This is a genomic window from Paenibacillus wynnii (assembly GCF_030812855.1).
In the GTDB taxonomy this organism is placed as follows: domain Bacteria; phylum Bacillota; class Bacilli; order Paenibacillales; family Paenibacillaceae; genus Paenibacillus_AQ; species Paenibacillus_AQ wynnii_A.
This window is the reverse complement of the sequence record NZ_JAUSTK010000001.1, coordinates 113,679-138,948: the sequence shown is the minus strand read 5'-3', so window position 1 is coordinate 138,948 and position 25,270 is coordinate 113,679. Positions and strand designations below refer to the sequence as shown.

The following is a 25,270-nucleotide window of genomic DNA, read 5'->3' as shown; positions in this document are numbered from 1 at the left end:
CACAAAAAAACCTCTCCAATACAATGACCTCCTGAAATAACTCAGATGGATATTGCATTTAAATGAATTCAATTCTTTAATCCAGAGTGTAAGCTTATTGATTTTTTTAGGGCAGAAAGAATTCAAGATAGACTGCTGTACATAGAAGTGTACGGCATTTATGACGATCGACACTTATCATATGACAGTCTTTATTTATATATTTACTTTACTTTCGATAATGACTAAGCTTTAGAAGGAGTGGGGAGATTGCATCACGAATTGGAAATCAAGCAATACAGTGTTGGTACAATATTAGGGTTATGGGCTTTGGTAGCATTGCCGATGTTCCTCTTTCGATTCGTGTTATTACCGGTTCTGGTGCCAATCGTCAAATTCCATCCGGGTATTCTCTATTGGATTCTTATGATTGTTGGTATGATCTGGCAGTTTGTACTATCTGTAATCCTTTTGAAGAAAGAATTGGGCAAATGGAGCTGGGTGGCACTAAAGGAAAGACTGTGGTTGAATCATCCGGTTCATCCGAAAACGGGTAAGGTCTTTAGATTGGCTTATTCGTTCACGATTCCGATCATAATGTACGCTTTTTTCTTTGAAAGCTCAGGTTTGTTCTCGTTTATAGAAGAAGCGATCAACCGGGTATTCCCGGTTATGGCTCCCAAGGATTATACCCTGATAGAAAGTCTGGCGGTCCCTGAATTTGTCGGCGATTGGTATTTGCTCGGTATTGCGTTGGTTAGTTGTTTGTTTAATTATATACTGGGGGAAGAGTTGTTTTTTCGCGGCATTTTGTTACCGAAGATGAAGGGGGCTTTTGGAAAATGGGATTGGGCTGTAAACGGGGTTTTGTTCGCGGCGTATCACCTTCATAAGATATCGGAAATTCCATTGTTTATCGTTGGTTCGATTTTTTATGGGTTTTTAAATGCCAAATACCGCAGCTTCTGGCCGGCTATCCTCATTCATGGGGTGGAAGCCATTCCATTGCTTATAGGTGTTACTGCCGTCATTTTAGGTTATTTATAATGATTCATTTTTAAGAGATGAGTGATCTCATGAATATTTCAGCGGTTCATACACTAAGCAATACGAAAGTATCGAGAATTTTTTTCTATGGGTTGGCTTTCGCATATGTGGTCCTGCTATTGCTTTATGTTGTTTTATCTCAATATAATGGCTTTGTAGTAGTTGCGATCCTGATCGGGCTCTATTTCTTAAGGCACTCAAAATATGTGTTGTACCATCCCAAGTATCATCCCATTGCAGCTGTCTCCCCGATTGCCGAAATCGTTCTTCTGTTTCTATTATTCCTGCGTAGCGGCACGGAAATTGAGAGTATCGTATTTGTCCTCTTTGTTGCGGATCTTCTCTTGCACTACAAGTCGTGGTACGCTTTACCTTTTGCCTACGGCGGATTTTTAACCTATCTCATTTTGTGGCAAGCCGACGGAAAAGATATGTGGTTAAATGTTTTCGATATTTTAAGCTATACATGCCTGGTTATTCCGATTTGGAGCACCAAGCTGCTGCTCAATCAAAGGGACATCAACCAGAGATTAAATGAAGCTTTGATTCAGGAAGCTAGAACGAGGGAAGAGTTGGCGGTATTTAAGGAGAGAACCCGTATTGCGGAAGAAGTTCATGATACGGTGGGACATACGTTAACGACAGCAATCGTTGCTCTTGAGGGGGCCCAACTTCTCTTTGATAAAAAGCCGGAGGAAGCTCGTCGAAAGATAATCGTTGCTCGCGAACAGATGAAACACGGACTCGGCAACATCCGTCAGGTCGTCAAAACCTTGAAAACAACACACGGAACGGTAAGCGGGTTGGATCTTAAGGATGGAATACAGAAGATCATGGCCGACACGACCAAGCAGACGGGTGTTCATTTTATTTTTCATTATGCGGCGGCTATACGTCTCATCTCCCTTCAGGAGTATGTCATAATCAACTCTATCAAAGAATCGATCACCAATGCGCTAAGACATGGCAATGCAAGTATGATTGAAATATCAGTTCTGGAGCAGCAAGATACGATTCATATTACGGTAAAGGACAATGGAAGAGGCTGTGATTCGGTCAATTATGGCTTTGGACTGAAATCGATGCAGGAAAGAATAGAGGCTATCGGAGGTCAGTTGGATGTACAGGGTGAGCCAGTGAATGGGTTTGCACTTTATATCTGGATGCCTGTTGCAAAGGGGGATGGTTAAATGGGTGGCGATCGCAAAATCAGCGTCATGCTTGTGGATGATCAGAAAATTATGTTGGAAGGTCTTGAAACATTGATTACGGTAAGATCGGAAATGGAGATCGCTCAGACCGCTCAGTCCGGCGAAGAAGCGATTGAACGGCTTCGCTCGGTTGTTCCTGATGTCATCCTAATGGACATCCGGATGCCGGGTATGGGCGGGGTAAAGGCTACCGAAATCATAAAGGAACTCTATCCTCATGTGATCATCATTATCTTAACAACATTTGACGATGATGCCTATATCATCGAGGCCTTAAGCAATGGAGCTTCTGGTTATTTGCTTAAAGATATTGATGGGGAGAAGCTTGTTCAATCCATCTATGAAGCACTATCCGGCAATTTGCTGCTGACCGGCAAAGTGGCGCACAAGCTTGCCCTTAATATCCGTAACAAGAACAGCCGGTTTGAACAAGCAGGCGAAGAGCTTGAGCTAACGTCTAGAGAACTTGATCTTGCGAGGCTGATAGTGGAGGGCTACAACTCAAAGGAAATTGCCGAAAAACTATTTTTGACACAGGGAACGGTTAAGAACTATTTAAGTGACATTTATGCTAAGATCGGTACCAATGACCGGGCGAAGGCGGTCTTGTTATTAAAGAAGTATTTCTCCATATAAGAACAGTGATATACGTTTTTTGGAGCAGTGTAATCGACAATTGCGCCAGAGCGCATCGCTGGCAGCATTGCGCTCTGGGGTTCGAATACCTGAGAGTCCATCAAATAAGAAGAGACGGCATCTCTGCCGTCTCTTCTTATTTTCGTTACAGTAACACAATCTGGCACGAATCAAACCGCTATCCGGACACACCTGCTGCATTTTCGTAAATATTCATAACCACCTGCTGAATCGGCAGTTCCTTAACCGAAATGTCGGAGAACCGGTGCTTCATGGAGATATCTTCGATGAAATCGCTGATCGAAATGTGAGCTGTATCCACTTCAAGCGTAATTTGAAAGTCTGACGGCCGCTCTATTACCTTGGTGTAGGCATTGTCGAAGACGGCCTTGTGCGCAGACTTTACAAAAGTAAAACTGACCTGTTTCTTCTCCCCCAAAAAAAGCTTCAGCCGCTGAAGCGAATCATCAAAAACCTTGTCCCCATGGTTAATGACAATGACCCGGTGAGCAAGCTCCTCCACATCCTCAAGATCATGGGTGGTCAGAATACACGTCATATTCTGCTTTTTATTCATCTGGTGGATGAATTCGCGGATTTTGACCTTGGCGATCACATCAAGCCCGATGGTTGGCTCATCCAGAAACAAAATGTCCGGCCGGTGCAGCATAGCCATGACGAATTCGCATTTCATGCGTTCGCCAAGGGACAGCACTCGTGTGGGCTTTTCGATCACATGCGCAATATCCAGCAACTCCGTCAGCTCTTCCAGACGGCTTTTGAAATCCGGATTGGCGATCCCGTAGATTGCCTTGTTCATGTTGAAGCTGTCGATAGGCGGAATATCCCAGATCAGTTGGGATTTCTGACCGAATACGGCTCCGATTTTGCCGACATAGCGCTTTCTGTCCCGGGCAGGCGAATAACCAAGAACTTGAATTTCCCCGCTTGTGGGATACAGCGCGCCGCAGAGCATTTTGATTGCCGTTGATTTCCCCGCCCCATTGGGACCTAGAATGCCGCAGATTTCCCCCTGCTCAATGGCAAAGCTGATATCGTGGACCGCGTGGACCACGACTTCTTCGCGCTGGAAGAAGCTCTTGAAGGTCTGCCCCATACCTGCGCCACGCTTATAGGTTTTATATGTTTTGGTCAAATGACTCACATCAATAACCGGCATCATCCGCCTACCCCCTCGTACAATCTGATCATATGCCGGTAAATCCATACTCCTACCGCCAGAAATAAAAAGCAGGGCAGAACAGCCGCGTAATCGCTGGCATGCACCCGGCCGAGAAGAGCGGACGCAGGGAGGAAGCCAACCATTCCCACAGGAATTATCATCGTGGCCACAGCCTGCACAGCCTTCGGAAATATGGGCAGCGGATATTTTCCGATGTGAAGCACACTGTCAGCAAGTTCGGAAATTCTCGAGTTGCCCACCCATTTGAAGGACATAGCGGCCATCATCAGAGATAAACCGGCCAGTACAGCCGTCCCTACGGCAAACAACCCGGCAAACTGCAGCCAGTTCAAGGCTGGAATGGTCCCTACATGTACAGCAGAGAAGATGAAGAGCGATACCCCGCCCAGAAACAAGCCGATACTATCGGTTGAAAATGTAGTGGCTACAATAAAAAATAGCGGATTCAGCGGTTTGAGCAGAACGACTTCGAAGCTTCCTTCACGCACATGCGACATTGTGGTCCAGAGGACACCGCCGAAAATAACACTCGAAAGCCCGCTCGACATGGTGAACACAGACTGGATCAGCAGCACCTCATACAAGCTCCAGCCGGGAAAACTGGTGCCCGCCCGGTAAATAAGCAGGGTGACCAGCGGAAAAAGAATGTTGCCGACGAGCGTGATCAGACTGCTGATAATAAAATTCATCCGATAGGCTGCAGCCGACTGTACAGCGGAATACATGCACTGCTTATAAACTTCCAGGTACCGTTTCATGTGACAAACTATCCTTTCATGGGGGCATTCATGCGCCGACAGCGGTGAACTGCTTCATGGCCAGGCGGCGTACGAGCTCGTTCAATCCGAATGTAACCAATACCGCTACCGCTTGCATGCCTACAGCTTGCTGAATGGACAGCTCGAGGCCTCCAAGTGAATAATGCCCGGTGAACACCATTGCCGGCAGATAGGCCATGTACTGAAACGGCAGGAAGAACTGGAGTACTTGCAGCCAGTGCGGAAAGAAGTCAAGCGGAATGAGCGCACCTGAAAATATACCCGACACCAGCATAAACGCGCTTCGTATTCCGCCCGATTGGACTAGCCAAAAGGAAGTCAGGCCAATTGTGTAGTTCACATAAAAGTTCATCAGAAAGGCAAGAACCACAGACAGGATGGTCCATGGAAAGCTTGCCGGCCGCATGTCGACGCCAAAAATAAAGATAAAGATCAGCAGGCAGGGCAAAAATTCAAACAGGAAGCCGAGAGACCGGTGGCCGATTTTCTGGAACAAGGCGAAGGAACGGTGATGAATCGGACGCAGATGGAAGGTGAGAAATTTACCGGTGCGCACAAGCATGGATAAGTTCCAATCGGCAAAATCCATAATCAGATAACCGAGAAGCGCAGTAGCACCGAAGTAGCGGATCATTTGGGGAAGGCCAATACCGCCGAGAGAAGCGTGATCTCCGTATACCGCCGTCCAGATAAAATATTGCACCATAAAATATACAGGCCCGACGATAATGGACACCATGGAATGCGTGCGGTAGGCACTCCACTCTTTGTAGGTCACATCCGCCACCGTCCGGCAAATCAGCCAATTGTGTTTCAAGCGGTTCATTAGATCAGTCCTGACCAGATGATATTGGTGACATTAAAGAGCCCCTCCGCGTACCAATTATCACCGGTAAAAGGCACAAACCATACTGCGGCGAGCTGCTCTGTAGGGTCAATGGCCATGCAGCAAGCTCCTGCACCTTCATGTAAATAGCTGGTCGTAGAGTAAAGGAAGGCGGGACCTCTTCTCATATCCAGACCAATGCCATAGCTCCGGTCGCTGTTATTGGCACCCCAACAGTAATCGGGCACTCCATACAAGGTGCGGGTCGTGATTTTCTCGACTGCTTTGCGGCCGACAATCCGGGTATCGCCCAGCGTTCCCATACCCAGGAGCATGTTAGCGAAACGGATGAGGTCGGCAGGTGTAGAGATTAGTCCTCCACCGGTACTGGAAACCATATTCCACAGCTGTTCCTCTTGAGAGATTTCGGGCTGAGTACCGTTAATCAGATCGTTCAGCCGCTTTTCATGTCTCTCTTTTCTTATAATGGCGCGTCTGGCTAGCTCCGGAGTCAGTTCCCAAACGGTATCCTTCATGCCAAGAGGCTTCAGGATTTGCTCTTCTATGTACTGTTCAGCGGTTATGCCTGTCACTTTCTTGATGATTTCTCCGAGCATGCAGAAGCCGAATGAGCAGTACTGCCATTCCTCGCCGACTTTTTTATTGACCCCGCAGCTTAGCGCGGCTGTGATCCAGTCCAGATCACCACTCTCAGGGTTATACTTTTCGAAATATTCACCGATTAATTGCCAATAAGATTTATGATAGGGAATGCTCTCCGCACAGTCGGGAAACATGCCCGAGGTATGGGTCAGAAGGCTGTATATATCGATTTTGTTAAATGGGTCCACATTAAACGGCTCTAGTATAGCGCCGACTGGGATGTCAAACCGGAGAATACCGTCCTCAACAAGCTTGGCGACCGCTACTGAGGTAACGGCTTTGGTAATGGACGCGATATTATGAACGGTTGTCGGTAAAAGCGGGTCTGCCCTATCTTCCCGGAAAGAAAGCGGTCCGATAGCACCGTGCATGAATGTCTTTCCATACCTAGAAACGCAGTAAGATGCGGCCTGGACCTTTTTTTGATCGATCAGGGTCTGGAAATGGGCATTCAAAACCTCGATTCTTGAAGTGTCATAACCGACCTCTGCCGGTGAACAGTCGGTAACTCCTGGAGTATGCAGCATAAGATATATGCCTCCTTATATATATTTACGCCATGCAAGGGTAACCACTCTATCTAAGCGCTTTCAAAATGACTCGCTTATTCGTGCCGTCTTACATGGCAATTGCTACCGGCACGAATACGTTAAGTATATTTCCAAAGAATGGATGTTGCAACGGCGAGTTTGTTTTATAACCAAACTTGCCCGAGTGATGTGCTGTGTAAGAAGCAGGACGAAGAAATGTACTCTCGTGCTCAAAGCAGGTGTAACTCCGGAATTTATCTGTCCAGCCTGTAACGTAACCTTGGTAAAAAAAGAAAGCCAGCGGACAAATACCGCTGGCTAGAGTGATTATTCACCCATCAGGTGATAACACATAGGCATTCATGATTTTATCGGGGAGATATATTACATGTTTGCAGAGTAAATCTCCGTTTAGTGCGGATTCGAGAACATCACCGTTAAGCTTATTTTGCGTTCATCCGTTTCTTTTACATATTCAGCGATGTTGTGAGGAAAAGGCGTTATATGCAGTTCTGCTCCTTTATGCACGCATGGAGTATTCCGGGCTGGGCAGTGCCCCTGACCTCATCGCTGGCAGCGATGAGGTCAGGGTTCGATCCCCCTAGGCTCCACCAAATTTCATATATGGACTCTTAGCTCAGCTGGTAGAGCAGTTGACTCTTAATCAATTGGTCCAGGGTTCGAATCCTTGAGAGTCCATCACAGAAAAAACGGCAGAAATGCCGTTTTTTTGGTGCGCCCAGCATGGGCGCTATCTCAAGGTTAAAGTCCCGAATGGCGAAGGCAGTAGTAGTCATTAGCTTAAGACAAGGGTGTTCACCGCGAGGTGGAATCTGAAGGAAGCCAGCGGCAAATCTCCGGTCTGAGGAACACGAACTTCATATAAGGCTAGCATACGTTGGATGAGGTAGCCAAACAAACCAAAGCCCATACTGCCAAAGGCGTACGAGAGTAAATGAAGCAGATAGATGGAGAGGAAGATAGCGTTCTTACCTGGGGAGATCTGTACGGAACGTGGAACAACTTCCGTAACCTTACTTGTGAAAGTAAGCTGAACGTACAGAAGTCAGCAGACGCCATAGTACGCTTCGTGTTGCAACACGGGCGGAAGGGCTGAACATGAAATAGGCATTTGTGCATCCTGGCGTTCAAGATGAGTAATGAATGCAGAAAAAAAATCCGAAAGGATCTGACCGAAGAAGGAAGCGGTGAATCCGCAGGGGACTACGGGCAGGGCAGAATTCATCTCTGGCACAAGAGGAAAGTACAAGTCACGTAAAGAGAGGTAAAAAAATGTTGGAGCAGTTGCTGTCACGGGAAAACCTTCTGCAAGCGTTAAATCGTGTCGAAGCCAATAAAGGAAGCCATGGCGTAGATGGCATGTCCGTAAAATCCTTACGAAAACACATCGTACAAAACTGGAAAACCCTACGGCAAGCGATAGAAGAAGGAACCTATGAGCCGAGCCCCGTACGTCGGGTCGAAATCCCGAAACCGAATGGCGGAGGCGTCAGGAAGTTAGGAATCCCTACCGTGACAGACCGAATGCTGCAGCAAGCAATCGCTCAGATGTTAACCCCATTGTTCGATCCACAGTTTTCCGAGCACAGTTATGGGTTTCGTCCCAAAAGGCGGGGACATGATGCCGTGAGGGAAGCGACAGAATTCATGAAAGAAGGATATCGATTCGTAGTCGATCTGGACTTGGAGAAAATCTTTGATCGCGTCAACCATGACCGTCTAATGATGAGGATTGCGGAGAAAGTGAAGGACAAGAACGTTCTTCTACTTATTCGCAAATACCTCCAGTCGGGCGTGATGGAAAACGGGTTAGTAAAGCCGACACTTGAAGGCGCGCCACAAGGCGGTCCTCTGAGACCATTATTATCTAACATCGTCTTGGACGAGTTGGACAAAGAACTAGAGAGACGTGGACACCGATTCGTCCGCTATGCGGACGACTGTAAAATCTACGTGAAAACGCCAAGAGCAGGCGAGCGAGTCAAGGCATCCGTCACCCGATTCATCGAGACGAGGCTAAAACTGAAGGTGAACCAAGCGAAGAGCGCGGTAGACCGTCCATGGAAACGGAAGTTTTTAGGGTTTAGTTTTAGCATAGACAATGAGCCGAAAGTGAGAATTGCAAAGCAGTCCTTACAGAAAGCGAAGGTCAGAATTCGAGAGATAACCTCCCGAAAGAAGCCGATGAGGATGGAAGAGCGAATGAAGGAACTAAACCACTATCTTATGGGATGGTGTGGGTACTTCTCGCTGGCGGATACGCCAAGTATCTTTCGGGACATGGACAAGTGGATACGAAGAAGGCTTAGAATGTGCCTATGGAAGCAATGGAAGAACCCAAGAACCAAAGTCAAAAGGCTAATATCCTTGGGTATGCCCAAGGATAAAGCCTATGAGTGGGGGAATACCCGAAAAGGGTACTGGCGAATAGCAGGAAGTCCGATTTTGCAGCGTGCATTGAATAACCAATACTGGGAATCCAAGGGACTCAAGAGCTTGCTGGACAGATACAACTCCTTACGGAATATTTCATGAACCGCCGTATACCGAACGGTACGTACGGTGGTGTGAGAGGTCGGGGGCTTACCGCCCCCTCCTACTCGATTTGTTTATGGAATTGCAATGAGAGGGCGGAGCGTAGGAGAAATAGCAAACTTAGAAGTCCAAGGCTATCTGAATTATTGACGTACCTGCTAATGTAATCACATACCTTGTAAGACATTACTGAAGCTGTACAGAGTCTGTCAGACTGGCGTTGAAGATTTTTACTGTACCCAATTCTGATCTGTATCGTATTTGGCTTAATCACTAGGAGTGGTGGGGAATTTGAATTCCTGAATTGTCCTGAATTGCTCTGAGTTGCTCTGAGTTGCTCAATATGAACACTACGGACTGTACAGCGCTTATTTTAGTTATTTGGTTCATTTAGCAATGCATGCGGACTGTAGAGCTCTTATTGGTTCTTCACCAGGCATAATCGGGCTGGAATTGAGTAAATAGTTGCATCTGTGTCCGTAAGATCAGCGAAATCATTGAATTTCTGGAAATAAGGTCTCTGTGGTCCGTTCAAACTTATCTGACTCAACTTCAACAGTAAGCATACAGTTAATTCACTTAATTAACTGTATGCTTTATCCACTGTATATTTTGCTATATCCTAAGCTGTTATGTTTGGTTAAGATTTGCCCTCCTACGATATCCAATAACTGTTGATTAACTAACTCATGCAAAATACGTCTGGCGTGTTATATCGGTAGCCGCCCAAAGAAATTCAACCTAAACCTTTGCCAAGCAACTCCTTTCGCCTGGGGTTGCTCTCATTCTCCAGTTTGCTTTTTAACCATTCCATGTACTGCTGCTCAAATCGCGTCATCAAATGCTCCTGCTTAAATATCGAGCGTTATTTTACCCCACAAAAAAACCGCTAAAATACAATGCCCTTCTGAAATCAATTCAGATGGATATTGCATTTAAGCGGCGTGTGCTTCAAAACCTATGTTTCTTATTATATCGCGAACTAAAAAGTGAATTCAATTCATTATTCAAAGTGTAACTCATTGAGGTGTGAGAAAGAAATATGCAAGAAATTAGAAAGCAGCTAGATAAAATTAAAGTTGGAAGCTATTACTATCAAATTAAGCGCTATGATTTGGAAACAACGAACTGGCGATCAAAGACAAAGTTTGCTTGTATACGGCATAGGCTGATTGTACATCTCCCAGGTGTCCACCCATGTAAAGATGAATGACGCCATGGAGCGAGGCCCAGCATACACGGACAACGGATTCGGTGTCATACTGGCTGGGAATGAGTCCTTGCTTCTGCGCATTGCTAATCACGGTTAATAATTGACTCATGGCCGTTACGGTACCTCGCATGCTTTCCTCGTCCGGTTTGAAATCTGCGAAAGCGCCTCCGAACATCAGCTTATAATAGCTGGAGTAACGCTGCCCGAATTGCCAATAGGTTTCGCCTAAATTCAGCAAATACTGTGCCGGATCAGCAGCTTGCGGCGTCCTCTCGAATTCGTTAGCGAGGAGCTTGCAACCGTCCAGATACAACAGCTGGGCCAAGCCCTCTTTATTGACAAACAAGCTGTAAATGATTTTTGTCGAGCAATTCATTTTTTGGGATACTTTGCGCACCGTAACGGCTTCCGGGCCCTCTTCCTGCAAGAGTGTTGCTGCAGCATCAACAACGAGCTTGCGGAGATTTTCAGTATTTTGCAAGCGAGCTTCTTGGTAGGTTTTCAACTTTCGTGTGTTCGTATAGGAGGAGGCATCTTGGTCGCTCATAATCATCCACCTTCGGTTATCGTGTTTTCTTCAGGAAACAAAGTTTCCGACTCTCTTAGCAGGAATTGTATACAGTTGTCCTTCACTTGTCAATAAAACGATGGAGGCTCAAAGATCATATTGACTTTCTAAAATGGAGTGGATACAATGAGACCAATAGGAAACACCGTTACCGTAATGCGCGGTAATTCTTAACTTTCATGAGAATAGAAAATTACTTCTGAGCAATGGTAACGGTGTTTCTATAATATAACATAGTATCTAAAAGGAGAGTAGCACTATGAAAAATAAGGGGAAATGGGCGCTCGTCACGGGAGCTTCTTCCGGTATTGGAGAGCAATTCGCGAGACAACTGGCCAAACAAGGCAGCCATCTGGTACTCGTCGCCCGATCGGAGAGCAAGCTTGAGAGCCTGGCATCAGAGCTCAGAAAGATGCATGGCATCAAAGCTGAGGTTATCTCTATGGATCTTTCGAAAGAGGGTGCGCCCAGCGAGTTATATCAGAAATGTCGACTTTTGAAAGTGGATATCGAACTGCTGGTCAACAATGCAGGCTTCGCTACACATGGTTTGTTTGAAGAAGTGTCAGGTGAGCGTCAACATGAAGAGGTTATGCTCAATGTCGCCGCTGTTGTAGATATGACCCACTTGTTCTTGCCGGATATGTTGCGCAGAAGCTCAGGTGCAGTTATCAATGTTGCCTCAACTGCCGGATTTCAACCACTTCCCTATATGGCCGTATATGGGGCAACGAAAGCTTTCATCCTGTCGTTTACTCAAGCGTTATGGTTTGAAAACCGCACCCGCGGCATAAAATTCTTTGCACTTTGTCCCGGTTCGACGGACACCAGTTTCTTTAATGTCGTAGGAGCTGAAGAAGCTTCCGTCGGAAAGAAAGACACGCCAGAAAGAGTCGTGGAGGTTGCACTTCGCGCGCTGAAGGAAGGGAAAGTGTATGTCGTTCCGGGTGTACAGAATTATCTAGGGGCGCAGTTATCGCGTTTCATTACACGAAAGCAAGGTCTTCGGCTTGTTGGAAGCATGCTTCGTCCGCGCGAAGGATACAGCAGCAATAATAAGAATCCGGGTAATCAATCTGATCTTGCAGGGAGGACAATTCAATGAAAACTATACAACTGAAAAACGGCTTCGGCTTTGAGGAATTAACCATGGCGGAACTCGATATACCAACGCCAGGCCCTAAGGAAGTGCTGATCCGCATGAGGGCAGCTTCTCTCAATTACCGGGATCTAGTGGTCCTCAGCGGATTAATGCCGATCGAAGTCAAATTCCCCTTCATTCCATTATCAGACGGAGCGGGAGAAATTGTAGCTGTTGGCCAAGGAGTAACAAGGTTTCAGGTCGGACACCGAGTAGCGGGTAATTTTCAACAGCGCTTCATTGGCGGCAACCCAAGACCAGGGGTGTTAGAAGAAAGTCTGGGAGGTCCGTTGAACGGAGTAGCTGCCGAGTATGTCGTTCTACATGAAGACGGAGTCGTCCCTATTCCCGATCACCTCACTTATGAGGAGGCCTCCACCCTGCCGATTGCGGCATTAACCGCATGGAGCATGCTAATCGAATACGGTGGTTTGCAAGCGGGTGATACCGTACTGCTGCAAGGAACAGGCGGTGTCTCCATCTTCGGGCTTCAATTCTCACTTATGGCCGGAGCACGAGTCATCATCACTTCGAGCAGCAACGACAAGCTGGAACGAGCAAAAGCTCTTGGTGCATGGCAAACGATCAACTATTCGGAAAATCCCGATTGGGATAAGGCAGCGTTAGAGTTGACTGGCGGCGTCGACCATGTTCTGGATGTTGGAGGAGCGGCAACGATAGGGAAATCCATAAATGCACTTCGCACTGGAGGGACCGTGAGTATGGTCGGGTTCTTATCGGGCTTGACCATTCCGGAATACGATGTCTCCAGCATCTTGCAGAAAGCCGCAACGGTTCGCGGCAGTCAAGTCGGCAACCGGGATCACTTTGAAAAGATGAATCGAGCGATTGCCCATCATCGTTTACATCCCGTCATCGACCGTGTATTCCCTCTAGATCGAATTGGAGAAGCATTCGCGCTCTTGGCTGAAGGAAAGCAATATTTTGGTAAAATCGTAGTCCAAATCTAAAATCTCTCAAAAATGACATAGGAGGCGCTCTAATGCCCAATAAAGCAGTTAGCTCCGTTAAATCTACTGAAGGCGTGAATCGTCCTAAACGCTCACTGCGTGCTAGGATATGCAGATGGGGTCTATCACTGCTCGCGGTGCTCGTTCTAGGATTACTCGTTTTCTTGCTTTTGCCTTCACCAATCAAACCGGCAAAATGGTCCGCACCGACGGCTCCCTCTTTTGAGGAAGCGGGTCCGTGGAAACAGAACAACAAACTCAGCTCGGCTCAGCTTGTTACTGATGCCCCTCAATTCCCGGAATTCATTACATTCGATAAAGAAGGCCAGCTATATACAGGAGATTCAGACGGGAAAATTTACAAGGTTCCTTTCGATGCAGAGGGCAATCCGCAAAAAGCCCAACTGTTTGCAGACACCAAAGGAACGCCTAATGGGCTTATATTTGATGCCAAAGGCGATTTGATCGTTACGGATGTCAAGAGGGGACTGCTGTCTATAAACCCATCCGGGAGCATAGAGGTATTGGCCGATCAAGTGGACGGCAAGCCGATCTATTTAGCTAATGAGCTTGATATTGCCAAGGACGGCTCCATTTATTTCTCCGATACTTCGAATTATGGTAGCGTGACCTTCAAAGAAATTGCCGAGAACAAGCCGCATGGACGTTTGCTGAAGTACGATCCAATGACCAAGAAGACGACCGTCCTGTTAGAAGGCCTCTATTTTGCAAACGGGGTTGCCTTGTCCGCGGATGAAGATTTTGTGCTTGTGGCGGAATCGTATCATTATCAGTTGACCAGATACTGGCTCAAAGGACCGAAGAAGGGTACATCTGATATTTTCGCAGACAATCTCGCAGGCTTTCCAGACAACATTACGCGTGATGACCAAGGTCATTTCTGGGTCGGTATCTTTACGACTCGCCTTTCTTTTGTAGATCAGATGCATAGCAACCCTTGGTTGGCCAGTACCATGGCCAAAGTGCCGCAGTCGCTGCTTAGCGGCGCAAGCGCACCGGCGAAGCATGGGCTTGCTGCGGAGTTCAGTCCGCAGGGAGAACTTATCGGAAGCTGGCATGATCCGGAAGGCAAACTGTATGGCGTAACTACGGCTGCAAGCCATAACGGATATTTATATATAGGAACGGCACCTGGAGGCAGCAAGGGCGTTCATCGCGTGCTTTTAACAAAATAAGGTTGGAATCTGGGAGGGTGCGAAATGAATCTGGATGATTTGGAGCTATCTTGGAATGAGAAGGAGAGTCTGACCGGAAAAGTGGCCATGGTGACAGGCGCTAGCAGCGGAATCGGGGCATCAATCGCCAGGAAACTGGTAAAGCGCGGCGCCCATGTGACTGTAGTGGCACGTCGACGGGATCGATTGGATGAGCTGGTTCAGGAATTGCATAAAGAGGGATTGTACGAGGTTATGGCGGTACCTGCTGATATTCAAAAGGCTGAAGAAGTACAGCATGTGGTTAATGAAACAATTAACCGCTGGGGCCGTCTTGATATTATAGTCGCCAATGCCGGATTCGGGTATCGAAGTCCTTTGGTAGAAGTGGATCTGGAAAGATGGGAGGAGCTGTACAGGACGAATGTACACGGTCTAATGTTGACGCTGCACTACGGGCTTCCGCCAATGCTGGGTCAGGGCAAGGGAGATGTCATCATCATCTCCTCCATTGCCGGCAAGGAAGTGATTGCCGGAGGAGGTCCATACAGCGCTACCAAATACGGCGTAAACGCCATAGCGTCTGCATTACGTTTGGAGACAATCGATCAGGGGATTCGCGTTACGACGATTCAGCCCGGGGCGGTGGCAACGGAATTTTCTCAGGTGGCCGGGTATTCCGAGGATGAAATTCGCGCGTTTGCTTCGAAAGTCCTGCCGTTACATCCCGATGATGTTGCAGAGGCTGCACTTTATGCATTGGAGCAGCCTGAGCATGTCAGCATTCCGGAACTAACCATCATGCCTTCAAGGCAAGCCCAGCGGTTCAAATAAAACGACGTCCAAATAGTAATAAAAGATCCTTCCCAGATTTGGGAACGGATCTTTTGTTTTTCCTAGGGCAAGAGCGAACCCCTTTAGCTGTTGCCCTCCTAACAATATTCAATAACTGCTGATTAACTAACTCATGGAGAATACGTCCCATCCCCCGTTTGATAAGCTGCATATGAAAGTCGCTATTGATACCGGGCGGACGAATTGGACAATTAGAACAAGCAAAGACTTAGGACAGTGAAACCAACCACCCCGCCAGAGCGCATCGCTGGCAGCGATGAGGTCAGGGGTTCGATCCCCCTAGGCTCCATAAAGAAAAAAGCCTTTAAACACAAGGATTTCCGAGTGTTTGAAGGCTTTTTTGCATGTTGAAATAATGCCCACATTTGTACGTGATCACACATTTGGTCGAACTAAGCATTTTTTATGGGAATTTGACTAAACTTCGAGTATTTTGGAGTGATTTATTGAGCATGCAAAATCCCGATTGCTGACAAAGCAGTTTTGTCTTGAGACTGATTGCTGAGGGACGATTACTTGGATTAAGCGAAGAGCATCTCACCATATTGCTTAGCGGTCTCTTTATGAACAGATGGTAAAACGTGGGAGTAGGTGTCTAGAGTCACTCGAATATCAGAGTGCCCAAGAATTTCCTTTACCACTTTGGGGTTTATATTTCTGGCAAGCATAAGTGTTGCTTTACAGTATGTCTAAGGTCATGAAAACGGATTTTAGGTACAACGGCTTTTTCCATCAGTTTATAAAAAGTGCGGAGCAAATTGCGAGGATTAATCGGGGTTCCATACTGGGTGCAAATTACTAAATCGTTGTCTTGATAATGAGAGCCAGCGAAAAGCTTCTGCTTTTTGACTTTCTTACGTTGCTCCTTCAAACTATCCAATGTTTTCTCTATTAACGAAATCGTTCGGGTACTGGATTTCGTTTTTGTATCTTGGTATATATGCTTACCATCGTGGCTTAACGTCTGACGAATATGCAAAACGCAATTTTCAAAGTCGATATCGCGCCAGCGAACGGCCAATATTTCCGATTGCCGCGCACCCGTTGTTAAGGCCAACAGAAAGGCAATATGTAGATCACTTTTGTCGCAAAGTTTAAGGAAACGGACAGTCTCTTCCAGATTCCAAACTGACATTTCCTTACGTGGCACTTTTGGAGCCTCCGCATCTGCCGCAGGATTGTAAGAGAGATACCTTCTCTTTACCGCTGTTTTGAACGAGCTTTTGACGATCTTGTGTATGTCCTGAATGGTTCGCTCGGCTAGACCGCTTTCTTTAGAAAGATGCGAGTAGAACTTTTCAATCATTTGGGTTGTGATTTTTCCCATTTCATGGTTATGAAAATATGGGGTAATATGCTTTTTAATATTAAGAGTATATAACTCTATTCTTTTTTAACAGAAAATATTTATGGAAGATTTTATTTTTTGTAAGCCCATTTGTTTGCCTTATACTAACTTCTATAGGTGTTTTAAAAAACTCTTGGCTTTTAACAAAACCTGGAGAATTTTGGGGTTGGGCAGTTTTTATAATCTCGATGATTGAGACTACATTGATATTAGTTTTTTATATTTATTATGATTGTGTGAGAGGGATAAGATATCTTCAATCCGATAATCCTTGGTCAAAGTTAGATGAAAAATACTATATTTCCTTTCAGTTATTAATGCTTTGTATTTTTTTGACTCTACCTAACGCAATGTTTTCGATGCCTATAGTTTATGGTCTATTATCGTTCAGGTCAATTCAAGTCTGCAAGTGTACGATTTTCTGTTCTATGCCTTTTCGATTAACTATTCTCTTCCTTTAACAGGTTTATTTCTAGAGTTTCAGCATAATGTTAATAGTTTGGGGATTTTGAGAATCTTGCAAATATTTCATATATTCACTTCTAAATTAATTGATATTGTAATGATAGGTTTTATTATAGCGAAATTAAACAATTTGATTTTAAGGGAAAATCACACTTCAAGTCAAAGCCATACACGTAGACGTAGAATGACTTGAAATATCATAATCCTTCAAAAATAGTATAGTAGTGAAAATGATGTATCAAAATGGTAATTGGAGAAGATACAGCCGAAGTGATGAGACTGATATATGACTGACTTGGGTGGAGCAGGAGGGTTACGGTCAACGGTGTTGATGTGTATTTCGACAATGTTGGAGGCGATGTAACTGATGCGTGATGAGTTTGCTAAACGACTTTGTAAGAATTCCGCTCTGCGGTGCAATCTCGTTTTATTACATGATTAAGCTTCGTTCTTAGCGACTATTCCGACCGTCTAGATGAAGGAGCTCAGCAACACGACAGATGGCTGTCGGAAGATAAACTGAAATACGAGGAGACGATAATAGAAGGATTTGATCGAACTCGGGAGCTGGGAGCATCAAGAATAACGGTAGCGGCATGAGTAAGGAGAAGCTGGATGAGCTTTGGCACAAGATAGGGGATCAGAGGGAACAAGGGACTGGGCAGTCCAACAGCTTTTCTGGCATTGGCGTTATTAATGTGTTCAACGGCTCAGGCTTATTTATGGTGTAAGTTTCACCTCCGATATTCAGAGAAACGAGGAATCTTAAGACAGACTCTAAAAGACTACTTTCATAGATCCATGGAGATGCATGGTCATCATTCAATTCTGTAGTTGCGGAGGCATAGACGCATCACATGATCTTTGGACGATTTGCGAGGGACGAAAAGCGAAATTCTGGGGATAACCGATACATTCGATTTTCTGGGGTTAAACATGTGTGTGGAATGGGACATAAAGGCGAGTTTGCGCTCATACGGATTCCTAACGTAAAGAGTTTTTTGAGGACCTGATATGTGAGGAATGGTGAAATTTAGTAGTTCTGGAGAATTTGATAATACGGTTGGAGACTGCAAAAAAACGAAGGGAAATACCCGCGCTTCAGCCGGATGTGAAGTGAGCCTAATTGCTTAGCTTAGATTTTTATATTTTATTTATGTCAACTATTCTAGGATGAATGATGTTATAATTCTTAACAAATTCTTTGCTCGTTCATAGGACATCAGAAATCGAACACGGAGGAATGGGTATGAGCAGGCTGCTTCATCGGTTATCCTTCAGACAACGGATATGGTACTCTTTCGTAACGCTGATGACTGTGGCTATTGCCGCGACCGGATGGATTTCGTATACCATCTCCTCGCGGGTCGTTGAACAGAATGCGCTACAGCTGCGCCAGGATACGATCAACAAGTCGGCCCAAGTACTTGACGAGAAGCTGAAGAAGATCGTCCTGTCGATCTTGTCGCTCAAGATGAGCGACGCTTATCAAGGCATCCTTCGAGATGTATCCTCGAATGATTCGAGCCGCTACTATGCCCGCCTCACAGCCCTCCAGCCAATTCTGGCGCAACTCAAGTTCAACGACACCTTCATTCAGTCCATCGTTCTAACGACGCCGATCGGCGATTTTTATCCCACCAATTATACGCGGCTTAGCCAATACTCTTTCTATGAATCCGATATGTACAAGCAGATCCAGGCGAGCAATCGCGCAATCTGGGTGGCAGGGCATGAAGACCGATTCTTCTACGGCAATGAGCAGGTGATCTCTTTAGTGCTGGACGGCTCCGGTTCCTCTCCGCTGTATGACGTGTACATTGTGGTCAATATCAAGGTGAAGGATTTGCAGAATTTGATCGTCAGCGAGATTAGCCGATCAACGGGATTCTCTTTGATCGATGAGAGGGGCAATTCAGTATTGGGCAGTGCTTCATCCGTATCGGGTTACATAGGGAGCACCTCGGAATTTCTTGCCCAGTTCGGTGCCGACAGGCAGGGCAACTTCATCAGCGAATTGAACGATGATGAGTATATGGTGAATTACGCCCGGCTGGAGATGGGGAAGAACTGGCTACTATACGATATACAGTCGAAGCGGGAGGTGCTGAAGCAGGTTGAAGCGATCAAGTGGACGACGCTTCTCCTCATCATAGGCTCCATGATTCTCGTATTTCTAACTTCAAATGTAATTACCAAGCTCCTGTTGCGTCCGCTCGGCCGACTGCAGAAGCTGATGGCGCGGGTGGAGAACAACGATCTGAATGCAAGGTTTCACAGTGAATACAGGGATGAGGTGTCGCAGGTGGGCATGCGTTTCAACTTCATGCTGGATGAGATTAAGAAACTGATCAAGGAGGTTAAGGATGGCGAGGAGGAGAAGCGCAGGACAGAGATCAAGGCCTTGTCGGCCCAGATGGAGCCGCATTTCCTGTACAACACGCTAAATACGATCTACTGCAAGTCAATTCTCGGAGATAACGATGATGTGAATGAGATGATTCTGGCGTTGTCCTCGATGTTCCAACTTGGACTCAGCCAGGGCCGGGATATTGTGCGAATAGAGGAAGAATTGTCCCATGTCCGTTACTATCTGATGCTGCAGCAACAATGCTACGAGGGCCGCTTTGACTTCCAGATTGCCGTGGAGGATGAGTCCATCCTGTCGTACTGCATCCCGAAGCTGATGCTGCAGCCACTAGTGGAGAATGCGATTCTGCACGGCTTTCGTGATATCGAGGAGGGAGGATTCATTCTGATCGAGTTAAGCCGTGCTGGTGACGGAGATATGCTGCGCATTGTGGTAGAGGATAATGGCATTGGCATGAATTCGGAGGGACAGCGGCCATTGCTGCCAGAGCCGTCGATGTCTCATAAGGGGTACGCACTTCGTAACATCAGGGACAGGCTTCGGCTGTATTACGGACAGGCTGCGTCTGTTCGATTCGCCGGCAAGCCGGGTCAGGGCTGCAGAGTGGAATTAATGATCTCAATGCGCAAGGAGGAGATGACAGATGGCTACACTGGATCGGACGATGCCCGCGTTGTATGAGCTATGTGTGATTGATGACATCCGAAGTACCGTGGAAGTAATCACCACCAAGATCCCGTGGGAGAACTACAGCATCACGGTCGCAGGCACTGCGAAGAACGGGGAAGAAGGCATCCGGCTCATCGAACAGACCCATCCGGATATTATCGTTACCGATATCCGGATGCCCAAAATGGACGGCCTGGAGATGACGCGCAGGATTCTGGAGATTCATCCGCATTGCAAGATTATCATTCTGAGCGCCTATACGGACTTTGAATATGCCAAGCAGGCCATTCGTCTTGGGGCTTTTGACTTCGTGAAGAAACCCTTCTCCATTCAGGATATTACCAAGGCTGTGCTCGACGCCAAGGAAGTGCTTGAGCGTGAGAATGAACGGAAGCTGCAGATTCAGCATATGGAACGAAAGGTGGATGAGAGCCTGCCGCTGCTCCGTCAGGAATATATGGGCAGATTGCTCAGGCATGAGACGAAGCCGGAGGATGCCAAGCGGTATTGGGAGGAAATGCAGGGGGGAGACAAGCCGGAACGGCTCGCTGTTTTCCTGATCGAGATTGACAGCTTCCAGTACCTGTCACAGCCAATCCACGATATTGAACTGGCCCGGTATACGCTGCAGCAGATTTTCAAGGATACCATCGGCCAGGCGAATCGAGGGCTTGTCTGCCGGGATGGTCCGAACTCCTACGCAGGTATCATTGGCTGCGGGGAGCTGAGTGAGACAAGGCGGCTTGCCGAGGAATGCTGCGCCAACATCGCGTCCGGCACCGAGTTCTCAGTTTCGGTCGGCATCGGAAAGGCTGTCAGCGAGCTTCATGAGCTTCCTCAGTCCTACAAGTCGGCAATGAAGGCGTTGGCCAGCCATATTCATGAGGAAGGGAATGCAGTCTTTGATGATCTGAATCCCCCGCAGGAGGAGGAGTTTTACCCGCGATACGCGGTAGAACTGGAGCGCGAGCTGCTTCTTGCATTACGATCGGGAAGCATAGAGCAGTCTTCGAATGCACTGGATCTCATCTTTAATGATATGCACCGTATTTACCCGCTGCCGGATCCCCTTTATCTCCGCAGCTTGTATTTCGAACTGGCGTTTGTCGTTCTGCGTGCCTTGTATGAATGGGTACCGGAAGCAGTCATGCTGCCTTTTCATCAGGCGATTCGAGGCCGGGACGGCCAGGGAGAGTTCACCATTAAGTATTTTCAACAGCTGATCAAGGACATGTGCAGCGCCGGCTGCGACTGGATTGAACGGGAGCGGATGAGCGATGCCGAGAGACTGATCTATCGGGCGACGGAGTATATCCGGGCCCATCTGCATCTGGACCTCACGGTCGAGCATTGCGCAAGGCAGATGAATCTGAGCGGGGGCTACTTCGCCAGCCAGTTCAAAAAGCACTCCGGAGTGACCTTCAACCAATTTGTGACGAATGAGCGGATTGAGCGGGCCAAGCTGCTGCTGATCGAGAATTACCAGGTACAGGAAATCGCCCAGTCGCTCGGCTATGAGCACAGGCGTTACTTTAGCGATGTATTCAAACGAGTGACGGGGCAGACCCCCTCCGAATTTAGGGATGCTTACATGGGACAGAGATAAAAGGGCGGATTTCTGCCCTTTATCTTTGTTTTGCCCCATGTTGAGCGTCCCTATATTTATTTACAATAATAGCAGACGCCTAGAAGTCACATAAGGGTGCAAGTATAAGGACATCAAAACAGGAGGTTATCTCACATGAAGAAGAGTATGGCAGTTTCCCTGGGGTTGGTATTGTCGGTGGGCCTCACCGCCTGTAGCAGCAACGCTTCGAATGGATCAAGTACAGATCAGTTATCCCAGAGCACGGGGGCTGGAGCCCAGGAGAAGACAAAGATTTCGTATTGGACAATTGATCGTCATGACTCGGATTATATCAAGCAAGTGATCGACGAATTCAACGCCACCAATACGGACAATATCGAAGTGGAGTATGTGGTGAAAGCGGATGATTACGCGCAAGCGCTCGATTTATCCTTTGCAGCCAATCAGGCTCCCGATGTATTCCGGGTCAAAGAAGGCACGATTCAGACGTATTACAAAAAAGGCTATATGGCTCCGATCGACGAGTATTTGACAGATGCACAAAAGCAGGAGTTCATGGTCATGCCCAACTTGAACCAATTTGACGGCAAGATGTACAGCCTGCCCAACTATGGCAGCACAATGCGGCTTATTTATAACAAGGATCTCTTTGACAAGGCGGGCATCCAGAACCCGCCGACATCGCTAGCGGAGATGGTGGAGGACGCCAAGCTGCTGACGGAAGCCGGGAAGGACATCGGCGCTTACGGTTTTGCACTGCCTTTCAAGAGTCCGAACAGTGCCTGGGACCGTTCGGCGAGAGTGATCGCGGAATTGAGCGGCTACGGTGGTTTTGGCTTCGACTTCAAGACAGCCCAATACGATTTCACCGGCTTTAAGGAAATCGCCAAGGCCTTCAAGCAGATGTATGATGACGGAAGCGCCCTTCCGGGGATGGAGGCGCTGGATATTGACCCGCTGCGTGCGCAATTTGCCGAAGGCAAGATCGGCATGTATATGTCCTACTCCTCCGAACCTGGCGTGTACAAGAGTCAATTCCCGGCCAAGATCAATTGGGCGGCAGCACCTGTACCGACAATTGACGGCACGGTGAAAGGGGCCTCGGGTTTCCTGGGCGGACAGTGGCTGGCGATCAGCGCCAATTCCGACAAGAAAGACGCTGCCTGGAAGTTTATCAATTATATGTACGGTGACCAAATTCTGCAGGATTATCATGAACAGGGTTATGGTATCTCGATGGTGTCCCAAATTATTGCCAAGGCGAAGCAGCCGGATATCAACGGTATTGAGGGCTTCTTGCCCAACAAGGATGACGGTGTATGGCCGATCAAGCCAACAGTGAATGTAGAGGGAGCCGGTTATCAGGAGACGTTCTTTAAGTACATGCTGCAGGGCGGCGATCTGGACAAGGAAGTTGAAGATTTGAATACACGTTACAATGCAGCGTTCGCCAAAGCGATTGAGACCGGGGATGTGGAGATTGAAGCTGATCCGGGCTTTGATCCGACGAAACTGGGCGGAGCATTCGCTCAATAATGATACGGGGCCGGTCAGGAAGCAACTGCCGGCTCCGATTCTTTCAAAGCTAGGTGCAAGGCTAAAAATAACTCGCGTTAGGAGGAAAAGCTTATGAGAAATCTGAAGCAGAAGCTTCCGGGTTTCTGGTTCTCGCTGCCCAGTCTGGTGCTTACGCTGATATTTAGCGTGTATCCAATTGGCTGGGCTATGCGATATATGTTTTACGATTATAAAGGTTACGGTACGGAGCGTTTCGTCGGACTCGACAACTTCGTCCGGCTGTTGTCGGACGAGGCGTATTGGAATTCAGTCGTCAATACGTTCGTCTATGCGGGCGGCAAACTGGCGATTACTCTGCCGCTCTCGCTGATCCTGGCGGTTATTTTGAACCGGGGGATTCGCGGTAAAGGCTTTCTGCGGGGGGTTTATTTTTTGCCCACCATCATAAGTGCTTCGGTTATGTCTGTCGTATTTTTTACTGTATTCAACTCGTATAATGGTGTGCTCAATCAATTACTCGTTCGTTACGGAATTGTGGAGCGAAATGTCGATTGGCTCGGCGTGGATAAAGCCATGCTGACCGTGATCCTGATTGCGGCCTGGGGCGCGATAGGCAACTATATGCTGCTGCTGATCGCCGGGCTGCAGAGCATCCCGGATGACATATATGAGAGCGCATCGCTGGATGGCGCGAACGCCTGGCAGAAGTTTATCTATGTGACGATTCCGATGCTGGGTCCGGTGCTTCAGATGGTCATTATGCTTGCCATCATCAACTCTTTGAAGGGCTATGAGAGCATTATGGTGCTGACAGAAGGCGGCCCGATCGGAAAGACCGAGGTTATGTTCATGTATGTCTATAAGCTCTTTTTCCCGATCTCCACGTCGAGCAACTCGATGGAGCAGCAGCTTGGTTACGGAAGCGCGGTTGGCTTCGTTACAGCTATTATCGTCGGTGTAGTAACGCTGTTCTACTTCAGGTTATCGAAACGCTTGAATCAAGTCCATTAATGTATTTAGCTGCTCGCTGCTACAACAGTGCGCGGCGAAACTGGAGGTATACAGATGACTACTAAAACCATAAAGCTACGACAAGCGAAGACGTCTGCCGTGACTTCCCGTTCCCTGGTCTCGATGCTGACCAAAGTCGCGTTATGGGGGTTCCTGGTGATCATGGCAGTATTGATTCTATTTCCAATCGTGATTGCTTTCCTCGGGTCGTTCAAATCGAATGCGGAATTAACTGCCGGTTCGACCTTTTTGCCGAAGGTGTGGCACCCATCAAACTATGCGGATGTCTGGAAGCTGGCGAACTTCTCCAGATATACCTGGAACAGTGTGTTCGTTTCGGTCTTTGCGACGGCGGGCACCCTCCTTATCGCTTCGATATCGGCCTATGCGGTGGACCGGATGGATTTCCTCGGCAAAAAGTTCTACGTGGGTCTCCAGGCTTCCACGATGTTCATTTCCATCGGCGCCGTGGTGCTGCGTCCGCAGTTCGAGCTCATGGTGGGCTTGAATTTACAAACATCGCTGTGGGCGGTAATCATTATCCTTGTCAGCGGGCACGCTTCAACCTACTTTATCCTTGTCAGCTTCATGCGGGGAATTCCGAGGGAACTGGATGAGGCGGCCATGATTGACGGCTGTTCCAGGCTGTGGATTTATTCGCGGATCGTCCTGCCATTGCTCGCTCCGGGCCTTGGGGTAGCCGGTTTGTTCGCCTTCCGGCATGCCTGGAACGAGTATATCCTGCCGCTCGTCTTCACGATGAGCCAACCGAATCTTCAGGTGCTCACTGTCGGTCTGGCCAGCCTGCGTTATGGAATATCCGCCGCCTCCCAGACCCATTACATGATGGGAGGGGCCGTTCTGTCCATGCTGCCCATGCTGGTTGCTTATGTGGTGGCGAACAAGTCGTTCATGCAGATGACGGCCGGCTCGATTAAGGGCTAAG

21 protein-coding genes, 1 tRNA gene and 2 pseudogenes are annotated in these 25,270 nt (G+C 47.5%); 18 read left to right on the top strand and 6 right to left on the bottom strand.

Annotation, left to right across the window (positions count from 1 at the left end; translation table 11 throughout):
* Positions 1–249 precede the first annotated feature (249 nt).
* The 3 genes from J2T20_RS00495 to J2T20_RS00485 are packed head-to-tail and all read left to right on the top strand — an operon-like array spanning position 250 to position 2,873.
* Positions 250–1,026 (top strand): CPBP family intramembrane glutamic endopeptidase, encoded by a 777-nt coding sequence (locus J2T20_RS00495; protein WP_307584535.1) that lies wholly within the window; start codon positions 250–252, stop codon positions 1,024–1,026.
* A 29-nt stretch (positions 1,027–1,055) separates the two neighbouring features.
* Positions 1,056–2,216, top strand: a complete 1,161-nt coding sequence (locus J2T20_RS00490) for a sensor histidine kinase (RefSeq protein ID WP_307584533.1) — start codon at positions 1,056–1,058, stop codon at positions 2,214–2,216.
* Positions 2,217–2,873, top strand: coding sequence for a response regulator transcription factor (locus tag J2T20_RS00485; protein WP_307584531.1), 657 nt, complete (start codon positions 2,217–2,219; stop codon positions 2,871–2,873).
* A gap of 178 nt (positions 2,874–3,051) precedes the next feature.
* On the opposite strand, the gene J2T20_RS00480 is transcribed toward J2T20_RS00485, so the two are convergent.
* Genes J2T20_RS00480 through J2T20_RS00465 form a run of 4 tightly spaced genes read right to left on the bottom strand, consistent with a single transcriptional unit; the run spans position 3,052 to position 6,872 of the window.
* Positions 3,052–4,056: an ABC transporter ATP-binding protein gene (locus tag J2T20_RS00480; protein ID WP_307584529.1), complete on the bottom strand. Its 1,005-nt coding sequence runs from the start codon at positions 4,054–4,056 to the stop codon at positions 3,052–3,054.
* Entirely contained in the window at positions 4,053–4,835 is a 783-nt protein-coding gene (locus J2T20_RS00475) for an ABC transporter permease (protein WP_307584528.1), read from the bottom strand. The genes J2T20_RS00480 and J2T20_RS00475 overlap by 4 nt, the downstream gene beginning before the upstream one ends.
* 28 nt (positions 4,836–4,863) lie before the next feature.
* On the bottom strand, positions 4,864–5,682 hold the full coding sequence (locus tag J2T20_RS00470; RefSeq protein WP_307584527.1) for an ABC transporter permease: 819 nt from the start codon (positions 5,680–5,682) through the stop codon (positions 4,864–4,866).
* Complete coding sequence (locus tag J2T20_RS00465) at positions 5,682–6,872, bottom strand: serine hydrolase domain-containing protein (RefSeq protein WP_307584525.1); 1,191 nt, start codon at positions 6,870–6,872, stop codon at positions 5,682–5,684. Before J2T20_RS00465 ends, J2T20_RS00470 begins: the two co-directional genes overlap by 1 nt.
* A gap of 629 nt (positions 6,873–7,501) precedes the next feature.
* Between J2T20_RS00465 and J2T20_RS00460 the strand changes: the two genes are divergently transcribed.
* From J2T20_RS00460 to ltrA, 3 genes are all read left to right on the top strand, one after another.
* Positions 7,502–7,574, top strand: a tRNA-Lys gene (locus J2T20_RS00460).
* A 256-nt stretch (positions 7,575–7,830) separates the two neighbouring features.
* Positions 7,831–7,992 carry a hypothetical protein gene (locus tag J2T20_RS00455; protein WP_307584523.1) on the top strand — a complete coding sequence of 54 codons (162 nt, stop codon included), beginning with the start codon at positions 7,831–7,833 and terminating at the stop codon, positions 7,990–7,992.
* Positions 7,993–8,168: 176 nt separating this feature from the next.
* Positions 8,169–9,431 carry a group II intron reverse transcriptase/maturase gene (gene ltrA, locus J2T20_RS00450; protein ID WP_307584521.1) on the top strand — a complete coding sequence of 421 codons (1,263 nt, stop codon included), beginning with the start codon at positions 8,169–8,171 and terminating at the stop codon, positions 9,429–9,431.
* Between the two features lie 1,100 nt (positions 9,432–10,531).
* Here the strand turns inward: ltrA and J2T20_RS00445 are convergent.
* Positions 10,532–11,191 (bottom strand): TetR/AcrR family transcriptional regulator, encoded by a 660-nt coding sequence (locus J2T20_RS00445; protein ID WP_307584519.1) that lies wholly within the window; start codon positions 11,189–11,191, stop codon positions 10,532–10,534.
* Positions 11,192–11,471: 280 nt separating this feature from the next.
* Here J2T20_RS00445 and J2T20_RS00440 point away from each other — a divergent pair, with 280 nt between their 5' ends.
* The 4 genes from J2T20_RS00440 to J2T20_RS00425 are packed head-to-tail and all read left to right on the top strand — an operon-like array spanning position 11,472 to position 15,333.
* The gene (locus J2T20_RS00440; protein WP_307584517.1) at positions 11,472–12,317 is read left to right on the top strand and encodes an SDR family NAD(P)-dependent oxidoreductase; all 846 of its coding nucleotides are present in this window, start codon (positions 11,472–11,474) and stop codon (positions 12,315–12,317) included.
* The gene (locus J2T20_RS00435; RefSeq protein ID WP_307584515.1) at positions 12,314–13,324 is read left to right on the top strand and encodes a zinc-dependent alcohol dehydrogenase family protein; all 1,011 of its coding nucleotides are present in this window, start codon (positions 12,314–12,316) and stop codon (positions 13,322–13,324) included. The genes J2T20_RS00440 and J2T20_RS00435 overlap by 4 nt, the downstream gene beginning before the upstream one ends.
* A 32-nt stretch (positions 13,325–13,356) precedes the next feature.
* Positions 13,357–14,520 carry an SMP-30/gluconolactonase/LRE family protein gene (locus tag J2T20_RS00430; RefSeq protein WP_307584513.1) on the top strand — a complete coding sequence of 388 codons (1,164 nt, stop codon included), beginning with the start codon at positions 13,357–13,359 and terminating at the stop codon, positions 14,518–14,520.
* 24 nt (positions 14,521–14,544) lie between these two features.
* The gene (locus J2T20_RS00425; RefSeq protein ID WP_307584511.1) at positions 14,545–15,333 is read left to right on the top strand and encodes an SDR family oxidoreductase; all 789 of its coding nucleotides are present in this window, start codon (positions 14,545–14,547) and stop codon (positions 15,331–15,333) included.
* Between the two features lie 670 nt (positions 15,334–16,003).
* Here J2T20_RS00425 and J2T20_RS00420 read toward each other — a convergent pair.
* Positions 16,004–16,720, bottom strand: a complete 717-nt coding sequence (locus J2T20_RS00420; RefSeq protein ID WP_307585081.1) for a site-specific integrase — start codon at positions 16,718–16,720, stop codon at positions 16,004–16,006.
* Positions 16,721–17,488: 768 nt separating this feature from the next.
* Here J2T20_RS00420 and J2T20_RS25685 point away from each other — a divergent pair.
* From J2T20_RS25685 to J2T20_RS00385, 8 genes and pseudogenes are all read left to right on the top strand, one after another.
* Positions 17,489–17,598, top strand: a pseudogene (locus J2T20_RS25685) (NADP-dependent oxidoreductase); the annotation flags it as partial.
* 13 nt (positions 17,599–17,611) lie between these two features.
* A pseudogene (locus J2T20_RS25680) lies at positions 17,612–17,722 on the top strand (NADP-dependent oxidoreductase); the annotation flags it as partial.
* Between the two features lie 41 nt (positions 17,723–17,763).
* Complete coding sequence (locus J2T20_RS00410) at positions 17,764–17,898, top strand: hypothetical protein (RefSeq protein ID WP_307584510.1); 135 nt, start codon at positions 17,764–17,766, stop codon at positions 17,896–17,898.
* A 518-nt stretch (positions 17,899–18,416) separates the two neighbouring features.
* The gene (locus J2T20_RS00405) at positions 18,417–20,219 is read left to right on the top strand and encodes a cache domain-containing sensor histidine kinase (protein WP_307584508.1); all 1,803 of its coding nucleotides are present in this window, start codon (positions 18,417–18,419) and stop codon (positions 20,217–20,219) included.
* On the top strand, positions 20,182–21,813 hold the full coding sequence (locus J2T20_RS00400) for a response regulator (protein WP_307584506.1): 1,632 nt from the start codon (positions 20,182–20,184) through the stop codon (positions 21,811–21,813). The genes J2T20_RS00405 and J2T20_RS00400 overlap by 38 nt, the downstream gene beginning before the upstream one ends.
* Positions 21,814–21,948: 135 nt before the next feature.
* On the top strand, positions 21,949–23,331 hold the full coding sequence (locus J2T20_RS00395) for an ABC transporter substrate-binding protein (RefSeq protein ID WP_307584504.1): 1,383 nt from the start codon (positions 21,949–21,951) through the stop codon (positions 23,329–23,331).
* A 93-nt stretch (positions 23,332–23,424) separates the two neighbouring features.
* Positions 23,425–24,324, top strand: coding sequence for a carbohydrate ABC transporter permease (locus J2T20_RS00390; RefSeq protein ID WP_307584502.1), 900 nt, complete (start codon positions 23,425–23,427; stop codon positions 24,322–24,324).
* A gap of 123 nt (positions 24,325–24,447) precedes the next feature.
* Positions 24,448–25,269, top strand: coding sequence for a carbohydrate ABC transporter permease (locus J2T20_RS00385; RefSeq protein WP_307585079.1), 822 nt, complete (start codon positions 24,448–24,450; stop codon positions 25,267–25,269).
* Position 25,270: the final 1 nt, after the last annotated feature.